The following is a 21,144-nucleotide window of genomic DNA, read 5'->3' on the forward strand; positions in this document are numbered from 1 at the left end:
ATCCTGGCTACCATTTCATCCAACGCATTTGAAACAACTGTGCCAACACTTAATGTACTGAATACTTATTTCAACAGGCCTGGTATTCCGGTTGGAGTAGTAAAAGCAGCATTGCCGGATAAAGATTGTTCGCAGCATTGGGCGCAGGCAATTATTGCCAAATACCCCCATGCGTTGCAATTAAACAATGAAGCGATGGATGCAGTAAAATTATATCGGAAAATATTGTCGGTACAAATGGATAAAAGTGTAACCGTTGTAACTGTTGGCTTCTTTACAAACCTGGCAGGATTACTTAATTCTAAAGCCGATAAATACTCTCCACTCAATGGCAAAGCTCTTATTGAAAAGAAAGTGAAGCAACTGGTTTCCATGGCTGCAAGAATTGGTACAGATGGGAAAACCGGTTATGAATTTAATATAATGGTAGATGCCGCTGCAACAAAAAAAGTATTTGCAGAATGGCCAACACCGATAATTTTAAGTGGCTTTGAAATTGGAGAAAAAATCTTAACCGGCATTCGTTTAATACACAATGAACAGATACAAAATAGTCCGGTAAAAGATGCGTTTAGCGTAGCCCTTGCAAAAGACAGTAATACCGTTGGCCGGAATAGCTGGGATCAGACAGCCGTGCTCGTAGCAGTTCGGGGTTTATTGCCTTGGTTTGGTTACCGTAAATTAAATTTTGATGTGGAAGCAGATGGAAAAAACGTGCTGATATCCGGAAAGAAATTTACTTACCTCACCTTTAAACAAACCCCAGGTGCAATAGCAAAACTGATTGAAGATTTGATGATGCACCAGCCTGTGAAAAAATAAGTATTGATTCATAAACCAATAAGTACCATAATTAAAAAAGGTGTTCAATTTGAACACCTTTTTTATTACAGGGGTATCTCCATCAATGGTTCCAGTTGCTCCAGCTCTTCTTCGGTAAACATTTTTGATTGAATAAAGAAGCGCACCCCCAACGGAATTTCAAGCGAAAAGCTGCTGCCGCGGCCGGGTGTTACATCCAATATTAATTGTGTATGTTTCCAGTATTCAAACTGATCGGCACCCATATAAAATTTACAATTACTTACAGTGCCCATCCATACATCGCTGCCACCCACTTTAAATTCACCTGCAGTAAAACACATAGGCTGGCTTCCATCGCAACAACCACCGCTTTGGTGAAACATCAGCGGCCCATGTAAAGTTTTTAGTTGTTCAATTAAAGCCAGTGCTTTATCCGTTGCGGTTATCCTGGGTATCATGTTTAAAATAATTTATTAAAAAAGACGGTACTCCCTTCGCCGCCGTCTTCCTGTAGATTTTCCGGATTATTAAAAGAAACCAAGCTTACTTTTACTATAACTGATAAGCATATTTTTTGTCTGACGATAATGGTTCAACATCATCAAATGATTTTCTCTTCCAAAACCGGATTTTTTATATCCGCCGAAAGGAGCATGCGCCGGATAGGCGTGAAAGCAGTTTACCCAAACACGGCCTGCTTTTATTGCCCTTGGCACCTGGTAAATTTCATGGGCGTCTCTTGTCCAAACACCCGCACCCAAACCATATAAGGTATCGTTGGCAATGGCAATTGCTTCTTCGGTGGTTTTAAAAGTAGTAACGGAAACCACCGGCCCAAAAATTTCTTCCTGAAAAATACGCATTTTATTATGGCCTTTAAAAATAGTTGGTTGAATGTAAAAGCCATGTTCCAGCCCGCTGTTCTGGTGAAAAGCTTCACCACCACACAATACTTCAGCACCTTCCTGTTTACCAATATTCAGGTAACTTAAAATTTTATTGTACTGGTCTTCTGATGCCTGTGCACCCATCATGGTGTCTGCAGCCAGTGGGTTACCCAGCTTAATGGCACGGGTACGTTGCACCACTTTATCCATAAATTTTTCGTAGATATTTTCATGCACCAATATGCGGCTGGGGCAGGTACAAACCTCACCCTGGTTCAATGCAAACATCACCGCACCTTCCACTGCTTTATCAAAAAAATCATCATCAGCCTGGCCAACACTTTCAAAAAATACGTTGGGGCTTTTGCCTCCAAGTTCCATCGTTACAGGAATCAGGTTTTCAGAAGCGTACTGCATAATAAGCCTGCCTGTGGTTGTTTCACCGGTAAAAGAAACCTTGTTAATGCGGGGCGAACTGGCCAATGGTTTTCCTGCTTCGGGTCCAAAACCGGTTACAATATTTAATACACCTGGCGGTAGTAAATCACCAATCAGTTCCATTAAACACATGATACTTGTGGGTGTTTGCTCAGCAGGTTTTACAACAACGCAACAACCGGCAGCCAGTGCAGGAGCTATCTTCCAGGTGGCCATCAGTAAAGGAAAATTCCAGGGAATGATTTGTCCTACTACACCAATTGGTTCGTGTATATTCAGGCAAACGGTGGTTTCGTCATGCTCGCTCATGCTGCCTTCATCTGCCCGGATTACTCCGGCAAAATACCGGAAATGGTCAATCACTAAAGGCAAATCTGCCAGCCTTGATTCACGGATTGCTTTACCATTATCAATGGTTTCTACAATGGCTAAGTATTCCAGGTTGTCTTCAATTACCTGCGCAATTTTGATCATAATATTACTGCGGGAAGTGGCAGACGATTTGCCCCAGGTTTCAAACGCTTTGTGTGCCGCATCAATGGCCAGGTCAATATCTTTGGCGTTGCCACGGGCAGCACGGGTAAATACTTTTCCATCAATGGGCGATGAATTTTCAAAATATTCTCCGCTGGAAGGAGCCACCCATTTTCCACCAATGTAGTGCTCATATTTTTGTTTAAAGGAAGGGCGTGTAGCAACATTGCTAACCGGAGCTTCGGCTGTTGTTGTACTCATAATGGAAGCGTTTTTTTCGTTAATTAATAAATAAATATTGTTTTTTTTCGGAAGAATGATCTGTATTATCGTGTATTTTAATAGCACAATTGTACCTTACATTTTAACGAATGCTAAAAGCGGATTAACTTACCATTAAACGAATGCCATGGCCGGAAGAAATAAGCTGCAACCTATTGATCTTACCCAACCAAAGTACCTTCAAACGCTGGTAGAAAACAGACGTATTTTTAATTTGAACAATTGCGAACTGAATGTTTTTGAAAGTTACCAGCAGGCTTACCGCGTACCCTTAACGTTTAGTGATTTTGTAATTACCAGTATGATAAGAGGCAAAAAAATTATGCACTTATTTGATGAACCTGCTTTTGATTATTTGCCCGGCGAAACTGTTATTGTACCTGCACACGAAACCATGGTGATTGATTTTCCGGAAGCATCGGCAGCAACACCTTCTCAATGCATTGCATTGGCGGTAGACGCAGCCTACATTACCAATACGCTCAACTACCTCAATAGTTTTTATAATGATAAGGAAGAATTGCACGAATGGAAATTGCAGTTTAATAAATATCATTTTGATAATGACAATGAAGTGAGCGGCCTTATCAATAAACTGATAAGGGTTTGTAACGGCAGCGATACATCTAAAAATATTTATGCTGATTTAAATTTGAAAGAACTGCTGATAAGATTAGTGCAAAGCCAGCATCTGCAACAAATTAAAACCGAGATCACCCACAATGGTAACCAAACCCGCCTGCAATTTGTGGTGCATTTTATTCATGAAAATCTGACCGATAAAATTCTTATCAATCATTTATGCCGTAAAGCATACCTCAGCCGCAATCATTTCTTCCGCTGGTTTAAGGAACAGTTTGGTGTTACGCCACTGGATTATATTAACCAGGAACGGATTAAATTAGCCAAACAATTACTGGCCGGGCAACAAAAGAGTATTACCACTATCAGCTTACTTTGTGGGTTTGCTGACGTAAATTATTTTGTGCGCATTTTTAAAAAGATAGAAGGCATAACACCTGGCGCCTACCAGGGTTGTTTAAAATCAAGTGGTAAATATATTAACTAAGATGAAGGAATTTGTTGTTTGAATATTTTAGGGGAAGCTATTTAAAGATAGAATTTTCGTTTTTCATTCTGAGGTTGGTGATACGGGCTGAGGAGTGAAGTGCTGCGGATATATGGGCATGTATTAATGCCGAAACATATTCACTATTTATGGGTGCAGTTAAAATGAAGGGTAAAGAATTTCCAAATAGCCGTTTTGAAAAGTACATAGCAAAATCTCTGGTAAACAAAAGCAGAGCGGAGATTGATCGGGTATTTAAAAATTATTTGTGAGCAGCAACAGACGCTGAGTCATGTTCCCTGCAAAGTACCATCACGTTTGAGGAATGACGGGAGGCGGCGTGCAGCAGGTTTACTTTGTCAAACAGTTAATTATATTCGGCTAGCATACTATTTTAATTCCGGATAGTTTACCTATTTAAAGATTAGTAACATAATGACACAGGGGTAAAGTATCTGATAAAGTCCAGGCCATTATTATTATCTTATCACATCAATTATTTTATTGATCACTTCTGTATCTGTTGTAATGGAGATTTGATATTTGCCGTTAGCGAGGTTGTTTACATTCATAAGTTCCGTATGGCCGGCAGACCTCACTTTTAGTGTAGATACTACTTTACCCTCCATGGTGACTAAACTGAAACTAACCGGTTTGCTGACCATGTTTGCGGATAAGGTAATTTTAATTTCCTCTTTTGCCGGATTCGATTACGATGTTGGTAAGGGATGTTGGTTGGTTAATAGTCAGTGTAGCGTACTTTATACTGTAAGTATTCAGCAATGGCGAATTTTCCGTTACCCCATCAACCTTTACAATATCTTTAAAAGTACCTCCATCTAAACTTAAAGTACGGGCAGCGCAATCAGCCCTTCTTTCAATGGTAAACGAAAACGGAATGGTTGCATTCTTAATAGTAAATATGGGTACAGTTAAAGAACCGCTTTCAATAACAGTACCGCTTCCAGATTTAAAAGAGAATGACCCGGGAATATAATAAACTCCGCCGGGTAAGGTGATGGTGATAGCTGGATTAGCAGATGCGTCGGATACTTGCACTGTTAGCAATGTGGAATCAAAACTTACTGAAATTGGATTGGCAGAAACAGGATAGCTGATGGTTTGTGATTTTATGGAAGTACTTATCAATATCATTATAAAAAATAATGACATAATATAATCCTTTTTTTCATGTTAATTTACTGATATGGTATATACCTACTTTGATGTGAAGGAAGCAGTGATGGTAAAAAATATTGGAATAGTTACATTAAAGTAGACGAATCAAAAAAACTATTATTATTTCTGATCAATTTTATACAGGTTATACAACACGGATTTGATAACATGTTTACAATAATATCCAGAAAAATTGCGCTGAAAAAAATTGCAGAAAATATTAGAGCGTAGCCGGGGGCAAAGCTTTCAAAAAAGTTTTAGCATGCAAAGGAAGGAGGTGGCCAGGCAACACGAAACAGAAATTGTGCTTAATAAAAAAACCAGGAACGACCCTGGTTTTTTGGTGTGGTTTGTACTTTTTAAAACGGTTGCTGTTATGCTGCAAGTAGTATAACATAATACGCAACCTTATGCAAGGTCCAGCGGAACCTTACTGTTTTTTGTAATAATTTCTTTTACAAAACAACTTTTATAGGCTCTTTCAAAGGAGGCTACTGTTTTATGGATGTCATGTTGGTGGCTATATTCCACACTTTTTTCTGCCATTTCCCTGTAAAGATTTTCTTTTGTAAAAATGTTGCATAAAGATCTGACAATTGCGTCCCTATCTCCGGTTTTAAATAAGTATCCGTTTATTTTATCGTGTACAATTTCGCTCAATGCACCGGCATCTACGGCAATTACAGGCAAACCGGAAGCCATTGCCTGCAAGGTTACCAGGCTTAGAAGTTCAGCTCTGCTGGCTATTGCAAAGCAGCGGCTTAATTTATAAAAATAGGGTAAATCTTCATCCGGTACAAAGCCTGTAAAAATTACCCTGTCCTCAATATCCAATTGTTTAGCCAAATCTTCCAGCGCTGATTTTCTTACACCTTTTCCAACAATAACAAAATAAAAATCAATTTTCTTTATTGCTACGGCAACAGCCTCCAGTATTTCTTCAATTCGTTTTTCCGGATCTAACCTGCCAACATATAATAACACTGGCTTATCCGGTAAGGCATATTTTTCTTTTATTTTATCCTTATTGCCAGATGAATTAAATTCTTCCAGATTTATCCCGCTTGAAATTGCAATAACATTTGTATTTAACTGGGGACGAATTAGCCGTGCGCCGGTTTCTGTAGGTGTTGTTACCAGTAATACCTGGTTAAAAACGTACGAAAATCTGGACCACATAAAATTTTCGACCATCCTCTTTACTTTTTGGTTTTGAAAAAGAGAAGTAAGATTTTCGGGCATAAAATGGTTTGTACCAATAATGGGTATTTTTAATTTTTTGTTTACTTCTACTACCGCTTTAGATAAAATAAAATGATCCTGAATATGTATTACATCTGGTTTAAAACTATCAATTAAACCTTTAATCCTATGCTGAAGTAAGACTGGAATCGGGAAGCGTAATTTGGGATAATATAAAAGCGGAAGAGAGGGAACAACATATACATCAATATTATCAATTTTCTTTTTGGAGAAATGCGTATTTTCTGAAGGTGCAATTACAGCCACCTGGTGCCCATTTGCCTGAAGTAGCGGTGCCAGGCGGCAAACAAAATAATATACACCGTTTAAATGCGGATAATAAGTTTCAGATACAAAAAGGATTCTCATATTTTTTTGAGTTTTGATTTAATAAAAAAGAATACTATAATTGCAATAGCCACAAGAACAGAAAGAGATGCAAAATAGTTTAGATAATGGTTGATTTGTATGTATGCCTGCCCAAATAAAAACCCGATACTTATATAAACAATATATTGTAGTGCAGATGTTACCAGGCAAATACCAATAAATTTATTGTAAGCTACCTTAGCATTTCCAGCCATAAAAATGCCCGCTACTCCTACACCTAGAATTATTTTTGATAACGAAATAGTTTTATTGGGGTTGGCTTCAAAAAAGATCCGGGCACGGGCCATTTTAGCATCGGTAAAGCCTAACCAGTTGCTGGTTTTTTTTAGGAATTTTGACTTTCCCCACCGGCCAAGCATGTATACAATTGAATCTCCAATTAAATCTCCAAAAACAATAATAACATAGGCATATAATGGATTTAAAAAACCTTTAGAGCATAATAAACCCACTACGACAGCTATTATTGGACCTTCAACAATTGCAAGGGGCAATAAGATTAAATATTTGTAATAAGACAATAAATAGATAATATGTTCCAAGTAATTAATTGATATTTTAAAACAAATTGGATAACAGGATGCTAAAATAATCAAGCATTTTTTCAATTACCACACTGTATTCTTTTTAATATGCGTTTGTATTTTTCCCTCAAAAGGTTATTTTCTGAAGAAAAGATTAAATAAACAGCACATTAAATAATTGTAACAGGGTGCCAGTACAATTATTACTGAAAAAAAATTAATTTTAACTTAATTAAAAAATTAAAATATTTTAACATGTAAGTAAAATAATAAGTTTACTATTGTGCAAAAATATAGAAACAATGAGGCTTTAAATTATATAGTTAATAATTTTTTTCAGCCAACCTTTTTCGTTAAAAAAATATCTTACAAATAAAAATCAGTTCTTGCGCAATTTGAATTATAATGGTGCTTGCAGATCCTTCATGAATAATTATACATTTAAATTTTTTTTTGTCATATTCCTTGCTTTATTCAGCTGTTTTTCTATCCAGGCGCAAAATATTTTTGTTATTTCCGGTACAGTAAAAGATTCAGCTAAACAGCCTTTGCCCAATGTAACAGTTCATTTAACAGGAATACAGGGAGGAACACGCACAAAAACAGACGGTTCTTTTATTATAACCACCGTAAAATGGAGCAATACACTGGAACTAACACACGCTGGTTTTGAAACGCTAACCTTTGCTCTTAACAAAGCTCAATTAACGGGCCTGAACTTTCAGTTAAAGCAGTATGCGTCTTTGCTGGGTGACGTAGTTATCAAAGTTTCCTCTATGGATAAAGAACCCGGAAAGCGGTTCATGAAAAAAGTAATTGCCAACAAAAGTTACAATGATCCAAACAGGTTTAGCAGTTACAGCTATCGCCAGTATAAACGGCACGAACTTTCCATTGATAATTTAGATACTGCTCAAAAAAATAGCAGGAGTTTAAAAAATTTAACGATAAATATTTACAGAAGTACAGATACAGCCAATTCTAAAAGTTCCCGGTTACCCATCTATTTTTCAGAAACTATTTCAAATAAATACCATAGTATTTTGCCAGCCATTGAAAAAGAAAATATCCTTGCTAAAAAAACATTGGGCTTACAAACGGATGCTTTGCTCCGAAAGCTGGATAAATTTAATTTTAACTTTAATATTTATGATAATTGGTTAATAATCTTCAGTCAAACTTATGCAAGTCCCTTAAGTAACACTGCTTTTGATTATTATAATTTTTATTTTAGTGATAGCAGTATAGTGAATGGTAAAGAGCAATACAGGATTTACTTTTCGCCTAAACAAAAATTTGAAAGAGCTTTTACAGGTTCCCTATGGATCAATGACAGCTCCTATTCTATCAGCAAGATTGATATGCGCCTGAGCAAAACAGCCAACCTTAACTTTATAAATGACCTTCATTATATACAAGAGTATACACTGAGCTTTGATACCGCTACGCAACAGTTAGAATATATGCCTTTCAAATACAGTTCTGTAGTTGACTTTGAAACAGGGGCGGCGTTAGTAGGTATCCCTGTAAAAACAAACAAAAAATCTGTAAGGCTAACAGTTAATAACACCATTGTTATTGACCATATAAAATTTGGTGATGCTGATGACAGTGCCATTACAATAATGAATAAGGAAGCAACCGTTCAATTTGAAAAAGGGGAGGAGTACTGGAAGCAGAACCGGTCTGATACTTTATCAAGGCACGAAAGAAATATTTACCTGATGGCAGATTCTTTAAAAAGAAATACAAAATATAAAAATAACACAAAGCTTATCGCTGCGCTCGGCATTGGTTATTGGGATATTGGCAACAAATTCAGGATAGGGCCACTTACATCTGTAATCAGTACAGGTATTGCCGAAGGCGTTCGTTCGAGGGTGGGATTCTGGACATTACCTGGCATCAGTAAAAAAATAAATGTAAATGGCTACCTCGCTTATGGTACAAAAGATCATCAGTTGAAAAGCCATCTCGGTTTGCAATATATCTGGAACCGGGTAAAATGGACCAAGACATCCCTCAATGGAACCATAGATTATAATTACCCAATAGAAAAAGAGGATGAATCAGATAACGATAATTTATTAACATCCCTGCTCAGAAAAAAAGTTCCTTCAACAAATATTTTTGTACGATCCGTTATTTTAAAACATGAGCAGTACATCACCAAAAATATTGCTGCAAAACTGTATTTGGATTACAAAGAATTGTTACCCGTTTTTCATTTTACTTTTCACCCCATAGATAAGGTTACTGACCTGCCAATTGATAGCGTAAATAAAAGCAAGTTACCTGTTGCAGAAGCCACAATTGAATTACGATTTGCAAAGAATCAACGCACAACATTTTTTAATTACAACCTGATTAGGCTCGATAATTATAATCCCATCGTTTCTATCGGTTTTACTTATGGGATAGAAGTTGCCAATGCTCAATTTGCCTATGAAAAAGTAAATATAGGGCTTGAGCAAAGGTTAAGATTACCGCCAAAATCTGTTTTTTACTACAAGTTAAATGTTGGCAAAACAATTGGTACGGCGCCTTATTTATTATTAAATATACCGGGTGGCAATGAGTCGCATATGGATAGTAAATACCTTTTTAACACCATGCTTCCTTATGAATATGCATCAGACCAATTTGTGAGCGTGCATACAAGGCTTTACGCCGGGGGAATTTTATTTGATAAAATACCTTTTTTAAACAAGATGGGTTTAAGAGAACGCTTTTCTTTTAACCTATTTACGGGCAGTATGACCAAAGCCAATAAAATATACAATAACAATGCTCAATTTTCGGTTACAGGTAATAAGCCTTTTATGGAAACAGGTGTGGGTATTGAAAATATATTTCATCTTTTGTCGCTTGATTATTTTTGGCGGCTTACTGCCAGTTCCGCCAATGCAGAAAAATCGGGTTTGTTCATTGGATTAAAAATTGCCTTTTAACTATTTCTTTTTCTTTTGCTTCCTATACAACTCATTGAATATTGTGAATGAAATGGAGATAATAAATACTACCATTGCTGGTAATTTATCTTTTGTTATTACTTTCACGAAATAAATCTCCCTGCACGTACATCTCCTGCTGTGTCACTTAAAATTTCACTGTATCAACTTTTATATTATCTTAGAATATCCATATTTTAAATCAACGATGTATGCCTTATAAAATAATTTTAAAAACTATATGCGTGTCAATGTGCTTTTTTTTATTGTCTGCACAAAATAATTTAAAAGCCCAAACAATTAAAAAAAAGACTACCACTGCAGGTTGGAAACAACTCTTCAACGGCAAAGACCTTACTGGCTGGAAGCATGTGGGCAAAGGCAGCAGTGAGGTAGAAGATGGCATGATAAGGGGCCATGGCGGAATGGGCCTGTTGTACTGGAAAGGGGGAAAATTGAGCAACTGCACCATTCGGGTGATATATAAAATGCAAAAATTCAATAGCAATTCGGGTGTATTTATCCGCATCCCGATTGAGCCCAAAGAAGAATGGATGCCGGTATTTTACGGGTACGAAGTGCAGATTGACAATCACCCCGAAACATCTGACGAAGATGACCATCACATAACCGGAACGTTGTATTCTTTAACAAAGCCGCTGGCCAAACCTGGCAAACCCGGCCCTGAATGGAATACCATGGAAATTACATTGGATGGTTCACGCACAATTGTTTATGTGAATGGTGAAAAAGTAACCGATTATAAAGAAGGCGACCACACACCAGAACGTAAATTTGATTTTGAACCCATGAAGGGCAGGAGGCCGGGTGCAGGGTATATCGGCTTACAAAATCATGGTGAAGATGACGTGGTGTATTTTAAAGAAGTTGCTGTTAAACCGCTTGCTAAAAAATAATTTTTATCTCATGGAAAAAAGAAAAAATATTCCTGTAAAAAAAACAACTACCCGAAAAGAGTTTATAAAAAAAGCCGCAATTGCTACTGCAGGGTTTTATATTATTCCCCGTTTTGTGTTGGGAGGTAAAGGATACACTGCGCCGAGTGATAAATTATACATTGCTGCGGTGGGCTGCGGTGGCGAAGCGGAAAACGACATTCATCATTATGCCAACGCTCCTAAGAAAAATGCAGTAGTTGCCTTTTTATGTGATGTGGATGCACGCCAGGCGGAACCAAGAAAAAAGGAATTTCCATCAGCAAAATTTTACCATGATTGGCGGGAAATGTTTGAGAAAGAAAGCAAAAATTTTGATGCGGTAACGGTAGCCATCCCCGATCACAACCATGCCATTGTTGGTTTGAGTGCGATGAAATTAAACAAGCACCTCTATTTGCAGAAGCCTTTAACGCATGATATTTACGAGGCCCGTGTAATAACAGAAGCTGCTAAAAAATACAAGGTAGTAACTCAAATGGGCGACCAGGGAGCTTCTTGCGATGGCATGCGTGTAATGAGGGAATGGTTTGAAGCAGGGCTGATTGGTGAAATAGAAAAAGTGTATTGCTGGACGGATCGTCCTGTTTGGCCGCAAGGTATTTCATGGCCCAAAGAAAGACCGGCCATTCCAAAAGAATTGAAATGGGATTTGTGGCTGGGCACTGCACAGCAAACAGATTATATTGATAACCTTGTGCCATTTAACTGGCGTGGCTGGTGGCAGTTTGGAACAGGCGCCTTGGGAGATATGGGATGCCACATCATGGGGCCGCCATTTAAATTACTTGGCCTTGGTTATCCAACGGATGTATCGGGAAGTGCAAGTACCGTATACAATGGTATTTTTAAAGAAGGAATCTATCCCGAAAGTGGGCCTGTATCCAGTTCCATCAAATTTCAATTTAAACAGCGCAGCGGTAAAGACCTTGACCTGTACTGGATGGATGGCGGTATTACTCCCGCACGCATTGCAGAGATAGAACCGGATGTAAATATGAATGATGTGCTGGGCGATTTTCCGGGTGAAAATGATTTTGAAGGTTGCACCTTGTTTATTGGTACCAAAGGAAAAGTATCCTGCGGCTGGGGCGGAAGTCATCCAAAACTATTGCCATTGTCATTGAATAAAGATGTACATATTCCTGAAAAATATCCAAGAGTTCAAGGCGGTATGGATGGTCACTGGTGGCAATGGGTTGATGCCAGTATTGCGGGCTATGGGAAAATGGAAGTGGACTCGCCGTTTGAAGGTTATGCAGGTCCGTTAACAGAAACAGTATTGCTTGGCAACCTGTTGTTGAGAAGCTTTAACCTGCAGGAAAAAATCTCCCGCAAAGATCCAGTGTATGGTACAATGGAAGGGTTTAAATTCAACGGAAGGTATCTTGATTTTAAATGGGATGGGGAAAATATGAAGGTTACCAATTTTGAAGCGGCAAATCAATTTATAAAAAGAGAATACAGAAAGGGGTGGGGAGAGTTGAAGATTTAGTTATGAGTGAGTTATAAGTTGTGAGTTTTGAATATTTTAACAAGCTATTTGGCTTGCTGTTTTTATTGATCGGATGAATTGCCCCAAATGAGTTGCCCCGCCCTTCAGGACGGGGTTTAAGAAATTGCTGAATTTTTTCACTGCACATTATCATAATACAATCCTGCCGCTCCAAATATAGCCGTGTTTTCTATTTCAGATATTTCTATTCGTAACCTTTGTACAGATTTTGTAAATGCAAAAGTTTTAATTTGCTTCCACATATTCTTCTGGAAATAGGGATACGCCAGCCTTACCGATCCTCCAAAAATAATCAGCGAAATATCGTAGGTGTACATGATTGTTTTGATGGCGTTGCCCAAGTGAGTACCCATCTCCGCATACCATTGCTGTGCCTGCTGATCGCCTGCATTGGCTTTTTCAAATACGGCTGAACCATCGGTATGATAGACGTTATTAAAAAACTGGCCACTGGCATAATACTCATACACATGATCAAGATATTCTACCATACCAAATTCCCCGGCTCCGCAATTGGTGCCGGTAAACAAGCGGTTGTTGATGATGATACCTGCGCCCAGTCCGGTTCCTATAGTAAGACCAATCATATCTTTTTTGCCAATTCCTTTTCCAAAATAATGTTCGCCCAATGCAAAACAATTGGCATCGTTGTTTATAAATGCCGCAACATGGTAGCGTGCTTCCAATATCTTTTTTAACGGCATTTCTTTCCACGAAGGGATATTTATAACATCATACACAATCCCTGCATCTATATCCACCACGCTGGGCACACCTACGCCAATTGACAATACATCCTTATCCATCAACTGATCCAGTACAAAAAATAAATCCTGCAATACTTCATCTTCTGCACCGGTATTGTTAATGCGTTTTAATTTGATTGCTGAAAGCTGATTACCATGCACCAGCCCGGCCCTGATATTAGTTGCACCAAAATCAACTCCTATAATTTTTTTATCGTTCATGTAAATTGCTTAATCAAGTTGAACCGTTTCTTTCTTTTTAAAAAGCTGGATAGTTTTGTTGGTAATAATAGGTTTTGCCCAAAAGCCAATACTTAAAATATAGCCCATGGTAAGGTATAAAAAGTACATCCCAAATTTTAACCCGAACTGATCGCCAAGCCAACCCACCCCCAATGGAATGATGGCCCCGCCAATGATGCCCGTTACAAGGATACCCGAAAAAGAACCATGATGTTCTTTAACCGAATTCAACGCCAGTGAAAATATAATAGGATACATCACCGAAGCAAAAAAGCCCACCATCGGAAAAGCAATCAAAGCAATTTTTGCAGAGCCAAATAAAGCTGCGCTTAAACTAAGGATGGCTAAAATGGTAAATGAAATTAATACTATTCTGCTATCCAGTAACTTCAGCAATAACAATCCTAACACGCCACCGGCAGTCATCAATCCCCAAAAATAAGCAACGGTATCTGCGCCTGTTTTTTGTGGGTCTAAACCATGATACGTAAACAGAAACTGCGATATCCAGTTGGCTACACCCTGCTCTGTACCTACATAACAAAGGATCGCAATAAAAAACATTACCACATTCCGGTTTTTAAATAGTTGAACATGTGTTGCCCACTGACCCGCTTTTTCATTGGTGTTCAATTCTACTTTTGGAAACTTTGAAAACAGAATTACAAACACCATCAATAAACAAATAACAACAAAAAGAAAGTAAAGCGAAATCCAGGGCAATTGAGCCGGAACAAATTTATTAAAGAAGGAAAAAAAGCTGCCGGGCTGCGCATTCTGCTGAAGCCTGGAAACCATTCCTGAATAAACCAACGGGCTTAAAAAAGACGCAAGGCCAAAAATAAGCTGGGCCATTACTGAATAGAATGCATAATTTTCTTCGCCACCTGCTGTGCGCAACAAAGGATTTATTACAACCTGCAGCATTGCCATTCCACAACCTATCAGGAATAAAGAAAATACTGCCGACAGGTAATTAGGAAACAGCGCCAATATCAATGATCCAAATAAAGCAACTATAAAAGCAGCCGTCATCATTTTCTTTTCATTGTATTTTTCAATGAGCATACCCGATGGTATTGACATTACCCCATAAGCAATGAAAAAAGCAAACGGTAATAAAGCCACCAAGGTAAGGCTGAGACGAAATCCTGTGATCATATCAGGAATAAGCGGGCCGATAACATTTGTTAAAAAAGAGATTACGAAGAACGTTAACATTATAAGGCCGACTGTGTAGTAACTTCTTTTCATGTGCAAGCAGTAGATTGGGTTAAAGTAATAATGATTACAATTTTACTTTAATAATCCATCTGGCAAAATTTTTTTCAATAACCTGTCAAAATATACGCTGGTAAGTTTGGTTAATATTGGTTTAATGAAGATTAAATGCGGTAAGAGGAACTATAGTTAGATAGTTCATTACTTTAAATATTATCTATACCGGCATCCACGCATTTGTATGGCTATTTTCATATTTTTTAACCATTAAAAACTAACGCTGCTTTATCGTTATAAAATTTATAGTTAATAATTTCTTTACAAATCCGTAAAAAAGGATGCAACCTTTACAACTGCATCCTTACTGATTTATAACTATCTCTGCCAATTTCCGTGGCGCCATCGCCAGCCATTGTTAAATTGTTGCCAGCGGCCATTTTGCCAATGCCGGTTGCCTCTTGGTGATGCCCAGTATCCCTGCTGATGAATATAGCGTCCGCCACGCATTGTCCAGTCACCATCTATCCAAATATAACCTAAGCCGGGTGTAAATGGCCGTTGATAATAAGGAGCTACGGGCCTTTTAGTCACCATCAGCCTGCTTCCGCTACAGGAGGCCAGGGTTAGCGAACCAATAAGAGCCAGTGCAATAAAAATTTATTTTTCATGTTTGTACATTTTATAGTAAGTAATTGTTTTGATTTGGAAAATTAGTCTCTTCCGGGCCTTCTGCTTCTGCCTTCACTTCCCTGCGATGGAGAGCGCTGGTTATTTTCCTGTTCAGCCCTTTGCCGTCCTTCATTATAACCCCCACCATTAGGTCGTTCTATTCTTTGTTGAGGTTGTGGTACCGCCTGCTGCTGTCTTTGCTGCATAGTACGTTGTGGTAACTGCTGCAAACCGGGTAATTGCTGCAGCCTGTTTTGCTGCCGGGACGTCTCAATATTATTATAGCTATTGCCCGGATAGTTTTCATTTCGGTTGTTATCGCCTGGGTTAGTATTTGCAGGCTGCTTATCTGGTGGCTGTCTGTTTTCATTTCTTCCCCGGTTATAATTATCATTGTTTCTATCCCTGGTATCCGGAAAATTATCAGGCTGTCTTACGGGAGAATTTTGGTTTCTGTTATTACCGTTATTTTGATTCCTGTCATAATTCTGATTTTGATTAGTAGCAAAATTATTATTGCGTTGATCGCCATTATCATGGTTGTTTACTGCTGTTCTTTCCCGGTAATTCACATGTCGTTCTTCAATTCGGTTATTGGTAAATCTTTCTACTTCATTTCTTTCTGGTCCGCGGTTAAACCTGCCATCTCTGCCATTATAAAAATTATTAATTACTACCGAATTTCTAAAATAATTATTCCGGGAAGAAGCGTAGTGCCGGTAAAAATCCCGACTTCCCATATATTGCCCTGGTATAAAATTCCATCGGTCATAGGGGATTGTGCCAAAAGAAATATTGATATCTGCACCATAACCTAACGGAGCCCATCCGTAATAACCATCTTGCTCACTCCAGCTCACCCATGCACTTGCCCATTGATAGCCTGGCAGCCACATCCACCCATCCGAAGGATCATGTTCCCACCGGCCATAATGAAACGGTGCCCATCCCCATTCAAAATCAGATACCCAGGACCAGCCGTAATTAGTGTATTCCCAATGCCCATCGGTTGCATAAGGCCTGAAATCCGGATCTTCATAAACCCATACCTGGCCAAAACGTGGATTAAACTCCCACCTGCCATAAGGACTAAGGTTTTGCTGAAACACAGAAAAATTAACTTCAACAGACTGCGCTTTGGTTTTATCTGGTGACGAAACACCAACAAAAGCTATAAAAAATATAAGTAAAAGTTTGGAGCTTTTCATGACTTATTATTTTAGTAGGTGATATATTTCAAATTGTATGTTTATGACTGTATAAGGATGAATGGGTTTGTTAATGAATTGACAATAAATTAAAGGGTGAGGCACAGTGAATATTGTGAAGATCTGTTTGCATGCTGAGTTAATAAAAAAATGCTTAAGTCTTAAGCATAAATTTTCAGGTTCATCGCTCATCCATTTTATCGCTTGTCTCCCGACTCTTTTCTTCTCTGCTTAAACTTTTTGAAACATTTTTAACAAAGGATGTACACATTCGGGAAGGTTAATTCAGCCGTTAAAACCGGTATAAAAAAGTAGTTGAAAATACAATTTATATAATGCAATATTGTCTAAAATAATACACAGGTTGTAGCATTTATTGCATAATACGGCAATGAATTTTACTGTTATTACCTGCCAGATAAAATTTACAAAAAAAAGTAAAAAATTTTAAGAGGTATATATAAAGGCTGTTTTAAAATAAATCAATAAATACAAGGTAGATACTGTTAAAATAATTATAGTGAATTAAAAGCAAATACCCGGCAAATAAATAAACGGGTACTATTACAGTGAAACCGTTTGCAGGCAAACATCACAGCTGTTTTTTTTCAATACAGATATATAATTTCTCTCTTTGATATTATAATTAATTTTTGAGGTCTTTACTATGTTTAGCTAACAGAAGATTCATCCGGTTAATACCCATTTTTACCTTTTCGATAAATAAAAAAAATGAGATATTCTTTGTCTTTCTAAAAAATTACAAGGCTTTTTTCGCTATAAAAAATACAGCTTTAGCAGCACTTAAAGTGGCATGGTTATTTTATAAATTAAGTTGTAAAAATAGTTAAATTTTAAAATTTTTAATCATGACAACAAAAACAGCAACCAACGGCAAAAGCGGTTCTGCCACCAATGGCAATACCATGAAGGAACCCGCGTCAAAAAAAACTGCTTCAGCACAACATCACGTAGATGTTGAAAATGACTCAAGGCTACAGGAGTTTTTTCATGACGAAGTAAAGGATATTTACTGGGCCGAAAAACACCTGGTAAAGACCTTACCAAAAATGCATAAAGCTGCCAGTTCAACCGAGTTGAAAGAAGCATTTGCAGCGCACCTTGACGTTACCCGCAAACATGTGGAAAGACTTGAAGAAGTTTTTTCGCTATTGGAAAAAAGACCCAATGCAAAAAAATGCGAGGCGATGGAAGGAATTACCAAAGAAGGAGAGAGTATTATAGAAGAGACTGAAGCAGGCACTGCTACAAGAGATGTTGGTCTTATAATGGCTGCTCAAAAAGTTGAACATTATGAGATTGCTACCTATGGAGGCCTTACACAACTGGCCAAAACTTTAGGGTATGGTGAAATAGCCAACCTTTTGCAAACTACCCTCGATGAAGAGAAAGAAGCAGATGAAGGTTTAACCAAACTTGCAGAAGGCAAGGTAAATAAGTTTGCTGCATCTGAAGGTTAAAATAACAGAAGCAAGCACCGCACAAGCCATTTGGCGCAATCTGAATGGCTTGTGTATATTTTCTGGTAAACCATTCTTCTTCCTTAAATTTAGACATCACGATTAAGCAGTATTATTTTATCTTAAGATTGCTGTTGTACTTTTTGTGGTAATATCATTTTGTTTATACCCTTTTTGATCTCCAATCTATCTTGATTGCGAAGTCTTTGTAATAGCCTAGATGGTATTAATAAACCTGCTGGTAAACTGGCGTTCTATATAAGTTACGGTCTATAAAATCCAAAATGACAGGGCGCAGTTTGCAACAAAAATCGCCGGTAATTGATATCCAAAAGCAACGAAAATAAAATTAGTACAGGACAATTCCAATACATATGATCCATTCGCATTTCAGAAAATATTCGAATGTACAAAAGTGAGAACAACTTGGGATAGATTTAAATTTATACGTACTTCCAAACACGGCGGTTGATTAAATATGGACGGAATAGAATGACATTTATTATACAAAAATGTATGGAAGATGTTTTAGATCGCAGAGCTGGATCGTATTAAGAAGTACAACAGATGGATAATATGGAGGCTAGGTTGGTAGTACTTCTTTGCTGTTCCTAAAAGGGCAACCAATAGGCAGTAATACGGCCTTCGTCCTTTTAAAATAAAGGAAGTCTGATCTTCATTTTTAATTCGTTGGTAGCGTTTTTTACCTCCTAACTAACCTAACTTTACAGTAATAATTTATTAATAAAAGTGTGGTGTAAATGAAATACGAATCAGGAGATAAAATAATTGTACTGCTTACAAATGAAGAAGGAAAAGTGGTAGAAATCATGAACGAGAAAATGGTGATGATTGAAGTAAAGGGTGTTCGTTTTCCTGCTTATATGGATCAGATTGATTTTCCTTACTTCAACATGTTTTCACAAAAAAAAATTGTCGAAAAAAAGAAAGTGTATGTTGACAATATGCCAAAAGAAAAAGGTGTACTAAGAGATAAAAAAGAAGAGGGTATGTTTATTTGTTTCATGCCTGTTTTTGATAAAGATGTTTTTGATGATGATGTGGTTGAGAAGTTAAAAATATACCTCGTAAATCAAACAGACGCCTCATTTACGTTTAAGTACAATTTGTTGTTTAACGGCGAAAGCAGTTTTCAATTAACAAACACCATTGAGCATTTACACGAGTTTTATTTGCATGATGTAAATTTTGAAGATCTGAGCGACAATCCCCGGTTTGATGTAGAATTTTCCTTATCCAATCCCGATAAGAAGAAGGCTCCTTATTATGAAACTTCTTTAAAATTAAAGGCCAAACAAATATTTAAAAAGATTGAAGAAATAAAATTAAAGAACGAACCTACATTTTTATACCCACTGTTTGATACTTATCCCGATAAAGCAGAGGAAGAAAAAGTGGATATAAATAAATTGGGTAATGCTGGTTTCAGGGTATATGATCTTTCAAGAATAAAGGAGTTACTGCCACCGGCCCGTTCCGTGGTTGATCTGCACATTGAAAAACTGACAGATAGCTGGAAACACCTCAGCAACTTTGAAATACTGACGCTTCAGTTGAAAGCTTTTGAAAAATTTTATGATCTTGCCCTCGCTCACTTTCAACCATCATTAACCATTATACACGGTGTTGGGGTAGGTAAATTACGAGACGAAATACATGATATTTTAAAGACAAAAAAGGAAGTAAAATCTTTTGTAAATCAATACCACCATGCTTATGGTTATGGTGCTACCGAAATTTTTTTTGGTTATTAAAGCGTTCTTAAAAAGTGAATACTTTTGTTTGCTGAAGATATGGTTTCAGCTTTTGCATGATAATTCCCCCTTAAAATTATGTTAATAGCGTACTTCCTTTAAAACTATATTTTAGATTATTTGTAGCTACGAACTTACATACCGGCAACTATGTGCCGGAAGTTGGTTTTTTATATGAGTAAAATATTCTGTTACGTTATGATCCTGTATGATACTCATTATTTTTAAAATAAATTATAAATCGTTAAAAAATTATTGAATGAAAAAAGTTTTGTTTGTTTTAACAAGTCACGATCAATTGGGCGACACCGGTGAAAAAACCGGTTTTTGGATTGAGGAATTTGCAGCGCCTTATTATAAACTGCTGGATGCAGGGATTCAAGTTACGCTTACATCTCCCAAGGGAGGGCAACCGCCCATTGATCCCAAAAGTGATACACCGGGTTCGGCTACACCAGCAACGGAACGTTTTAAAAAGGATAAAGAGACCCAGGAAAAATTAGCTAATACTGTAATGCTTTCATTGATGAAAGAGGAAGAGTTTGATGCCATATTTTATCCCGGTGGTCATGGTCCTTTGTGGGATCTTGCGGAGGATAAAAATTCCATTCGCCTGATAGAATCGTTTTATGGAAATAACAAACCTGTGGCCTTTGTTTGTCACGCCCCAGGGGTGTTACGGCATACACATAATACTTTGGGCGAGCCGCTTGTTAAAGGCAAAAAAGTAACGGGCTTTACCAACGAAGAAGAGGCGGCTGTAGGGCTAACAAAAGTAGTTCCGTTTTTGGTAGAAGATATGTTGAAAGAAAACGGGGGAGAATACAGTAAGGTAGCTAACTGGCAACCTTATGCAATACAGGACGGACTTTTAATTACCGGTCAAAACCCCACTTCTTCAGAACTTGTAGCCGATAAATTATTGCAATTATTACACAAATAATCCGTGTATCGATAAGAGCTAAGATGAGATCGTAGAAATAAATCATCCTGTTTAATAAATTTTAAACAGGATGATCTTAGATATAAGGATATTCAAAACTAAGAAATTATCTGGAAATAGAATTTGTATTTGCCATCCTGAGGTTG

The 21,144-nt window shown here is 37.5% G+C and carries 19 protein-coding genes; 9 read left to right on the top strand and 10 right to left on the bottom strand.

Translation table 11 applies throughout. The annotated features are described in order from the left end of the window. On the top strand, window positions 1-822 hold an 822-nt coding region (locus tag H7254_RS03055; RefSeq protein WP_301931585.1), incomplete at its 5' end, for a nucleoside hydrolase. Window positions 823-887: 65 nt separating this feature from the next. Here the strand turns inward: H7254_RS03055 and H7254_RS03060 are convergent. Beyond that, window positions 888-1,262 carry a DUF779 domain-containing protein gene (locus tag H7254_RS03060; protein ID WP_301922634.1) on the bottom strand — a complete coding sequence of 125 codons (375 nt, stop codon included), beginning with the start codon at window positions 1,260-1,262 and terminating at the stop codon, window positions 888-890. A 69-nt stretch (window positions 1,263-1,331) separates the two neighbouring features. Further along, window positions 1,332-2,864: an aldehyde dehydrogenase family protein gene (locus H7254_RS03065; RefSeq protein ID WP_301922633.1), complete on the bottom strand. Its 1,533-nt coding sequence runs from the start codon at window positions 2,862-2,864 to the stop codon at window positions 1,332-1,334. A gap of 148 nt (window positions 2,865-3,012) precedes the next feature. Between H7254_RS03065 and H7254_RS03070 the strand changes: the two genes are divergently transcribed. Beyond that, complete coding sequence (locus tag H7254_RS03070) at window positions 3,013-3,954, top strand: AraC family transcriptional regulator (protein WP_301931586.1); 942 nt, start codon at window positions 3,013-3,015, stop codon at window positions 3,952-3,954. A gap of 479 nt (window positions 3,955-4,433) precedes the next feature. Here H7254_RS03070 and H7254_RS03075 read toward each other — a convergent pair whose 3' ends face one another. After that, window positions 4,434-4,619 carry a T9SS type A sorting domain-containing protein gene (locus H7254_RS03075; RefSeq protein WP_301931587.1) on the bottom strand — a complete coding sequence of 62 codons (186 nt, stop codon included), beginning with the start codon at window positions 4,617-4,619 and terminating at the stop codon, window positions 4,434-4,436. A 19-nt stretch (window positions 4,620-4,638) separates the two neighbouring features. After that, window positions 4,639-5,127, bottom strand: coding sequence for a hypothetical protein (locus H7254_RS03080; protein WP_301931588.1), 489 nt, complete (start codon window positions 5,125-5,127; stop codon window positions 4,639-4,641). 268 nt (window positions 5,128-5,395) lie between these two features. Here H7254_RS03080 and H7254_RS03085 point away from each other — a divergent pair, with 268 nt between their 5' ends. Then, window positions 5,396-5,527 carry a hypothetical protein gene (locus H7254_RS03085; RefSeq protein WP_301931589.1) on the top strand — a complete coding sequence of 44 codons (132 nt, stop codon included), beginning with the start codon at window positions 5,396-5,398 and terminating at the stop codon, window positions 5,525-5,527. Window positions 5,528-5,541: 14 nt separating this feature from the next. Here H7254_RS03085 and H7254_RS03090 read toward each other — a convergent pair whose 3' ends face one another. Together H7254_RS03090 and H7254_RS03095 are read right to left on the bottom strand one after the other, a co-directional pair. Then, window positions 5,542-6,744 (bottom strand): glycosyltransferase, encoded by a 1,203-nt coding sequence (locus tag H7254_RS03090; RefSeq protein WP_301931590.1) that lies wholly within the window; start codon window positions 6,742-6,744, stop codon window positions 5,542-5,544. Beyond that, entirely contained in the window at window positions 6,741-7,361 is a 621-nt protein-coding gene (locus H7254_RS03095; protein ID WP_301931591.1) for a DedA family protein, read from the bottom strand. The genes H7254_RS03090 and H7254_RS03095 overlap by 4 nt, the downstream gene beginning before the upstream one ends. 353 nt (window positions 7,362-7,714) lie before the next feature. On the opposite strand from H7254_RS03095, the gene H7254_RS03100 reads away from it, so the two are divergent. From H7254_RS03100 to H7254_RS03110, 3 genes are all read left to right on the top strand, one after another. Beyond that, entirely contained in the window at window positions 7,715-10,240 is a 2,526-nt protein-coding gene (locus H7254_RS03100; RefSeq protein ID WP_301931592.1) for a DUF5686 family protein, read from the top strand. A gap of 251 nt (window positions 10,241-10,491) precedes the next feature. Continuing rightward, a complete protein-coding gene (locus H7254_RS03105) occupies window positions 10,492-11,157 on the top strand; it encodes a DUF1080 domain-containing protein (RefSeq protein WP_301931593.1) in 666 nt (221 codons plus the stop codon). A 10-nt stretch (window positions 11,158-11,167) separates the two neighbouring features. Next, window positions 11,168-12,691 carry a Gfo/Idh/MocA family protein gene (locus tag H7254_RS03110; RefSeq protein WP_301931594.1) on the top strand — a complete coding sequence of 508 codons (1,524 nt, stop codon included), beginning with the start codon at window positions 11,168-11,170 and terminating at the stop codon, window positions 12,689-12,691. Between the two features lie 137 nt (window positions 12,692-12,828). Here the strand turns inward: H7254_RS03110 and H7254_RS03115 are convergent, their stop codons facing one another. The 4 genes from H7254_RS03115 to H7254_RS03130 form a co-directional block, all read right to left on the bottom strand. Further along, window positions 12,829-13,680 (bottom strand): ROK family protein, encoded by an 852-nt coding sequence (locus tag H7254_RS03115; RefSeq protein ID WP_301931595.1) that lies wholly within the window; start codon window positions 13,678-13,680, stop codon window positions 12,829-12,831. Between the two features lie 9 nt (window positions 13,681-13,689). After that, window positions 13,690-14,955: an MFS transporter gene (locus H7254_RS03120; protein ID WP_301931596.1), complete on the bottom strand. Its 1,266-nt coding sequence runs from the start codon at window positions 14,953-14,955 to the stop codon at window positions 13,690-13,692. 342 nt (window positions 14,956-15,297) lie between these two features. Further along, window positions 15,298-15,516 (bottom strand): hypothetical protein, encoded by a 219-nt coding sequence (locus tag H7254_RS03125; RefSeq protein WP_301931597.1) that lies wholly within the window; start codon window positions 15,514-15,516, stop codon window positions 15,298-15,300. Window positions 15,517-15,632: 116 nt separating this feature from the next. Continuing rightward, a complete protein-coding gene (locus H7254_RS03130; protein WP_301931598.1) occupies window positions 15,633-16,799 on the bottom strand; it encodes a DUF6600 domain-containing protein in 1,167 nt (388 codons plus the stop codon). An 869-nt stretch (window positions 16,800-17,668) separates the two neighbouring features. Between H7254_RS03130 and H7254_RS03135 the strand changes: the two genes are divergently transcribed. The 3 genes from H7254_RS03135 to H7254_RS03145 all read left to right on the top strand — a co-directional run bounded on the left by H7254_RS03135 (window position 17,669) and on the right by H7254_RS03145 (window position 20,998). Then, a complete protein-coding gene (locus tag H7254_RS03135) occupies window positions 17,669-18,280 on the top strand; it encodes a ferritin-like domain-containing protein (RefSeq protein ID WP_301931599.1) in 612 nt (203 codons plus the stop codon). 761 nt (window positions 18,281-19,041) lie between these two features. Then, entirely contained in the window at window positions 19,042-20,055 is a 1,014-nt protein-coding gene (locus H7254_RS03140; protein WP_301931600.1) for a Smr/MutS family protein, read from the top strand. A 259-nt stretch (window positions 20,056-20,314) separates the two neighbouring features. Next, window positions 20,315-20,998, top strand: a complete 684-nt coding sequence (locus H7254_RS03145) for a type 1 glutamine amidotransferase domain-containing protein (protein WP_301931601.1) — start codon at window positions 20,315-20,317, stop codon at window positions 20,996-20,998. Window positions 20,999-21,144: the final 146 nt, after the last annotated feature.

The organism is Ferruginibacter sp., from assembly GCF_014377975.1.
Taxonomy (GTDB): Bacteria; Bacteroidota; Bacteroidia; order Chitinophagales; family Chitinophagaceae; genus Ferruginibacter.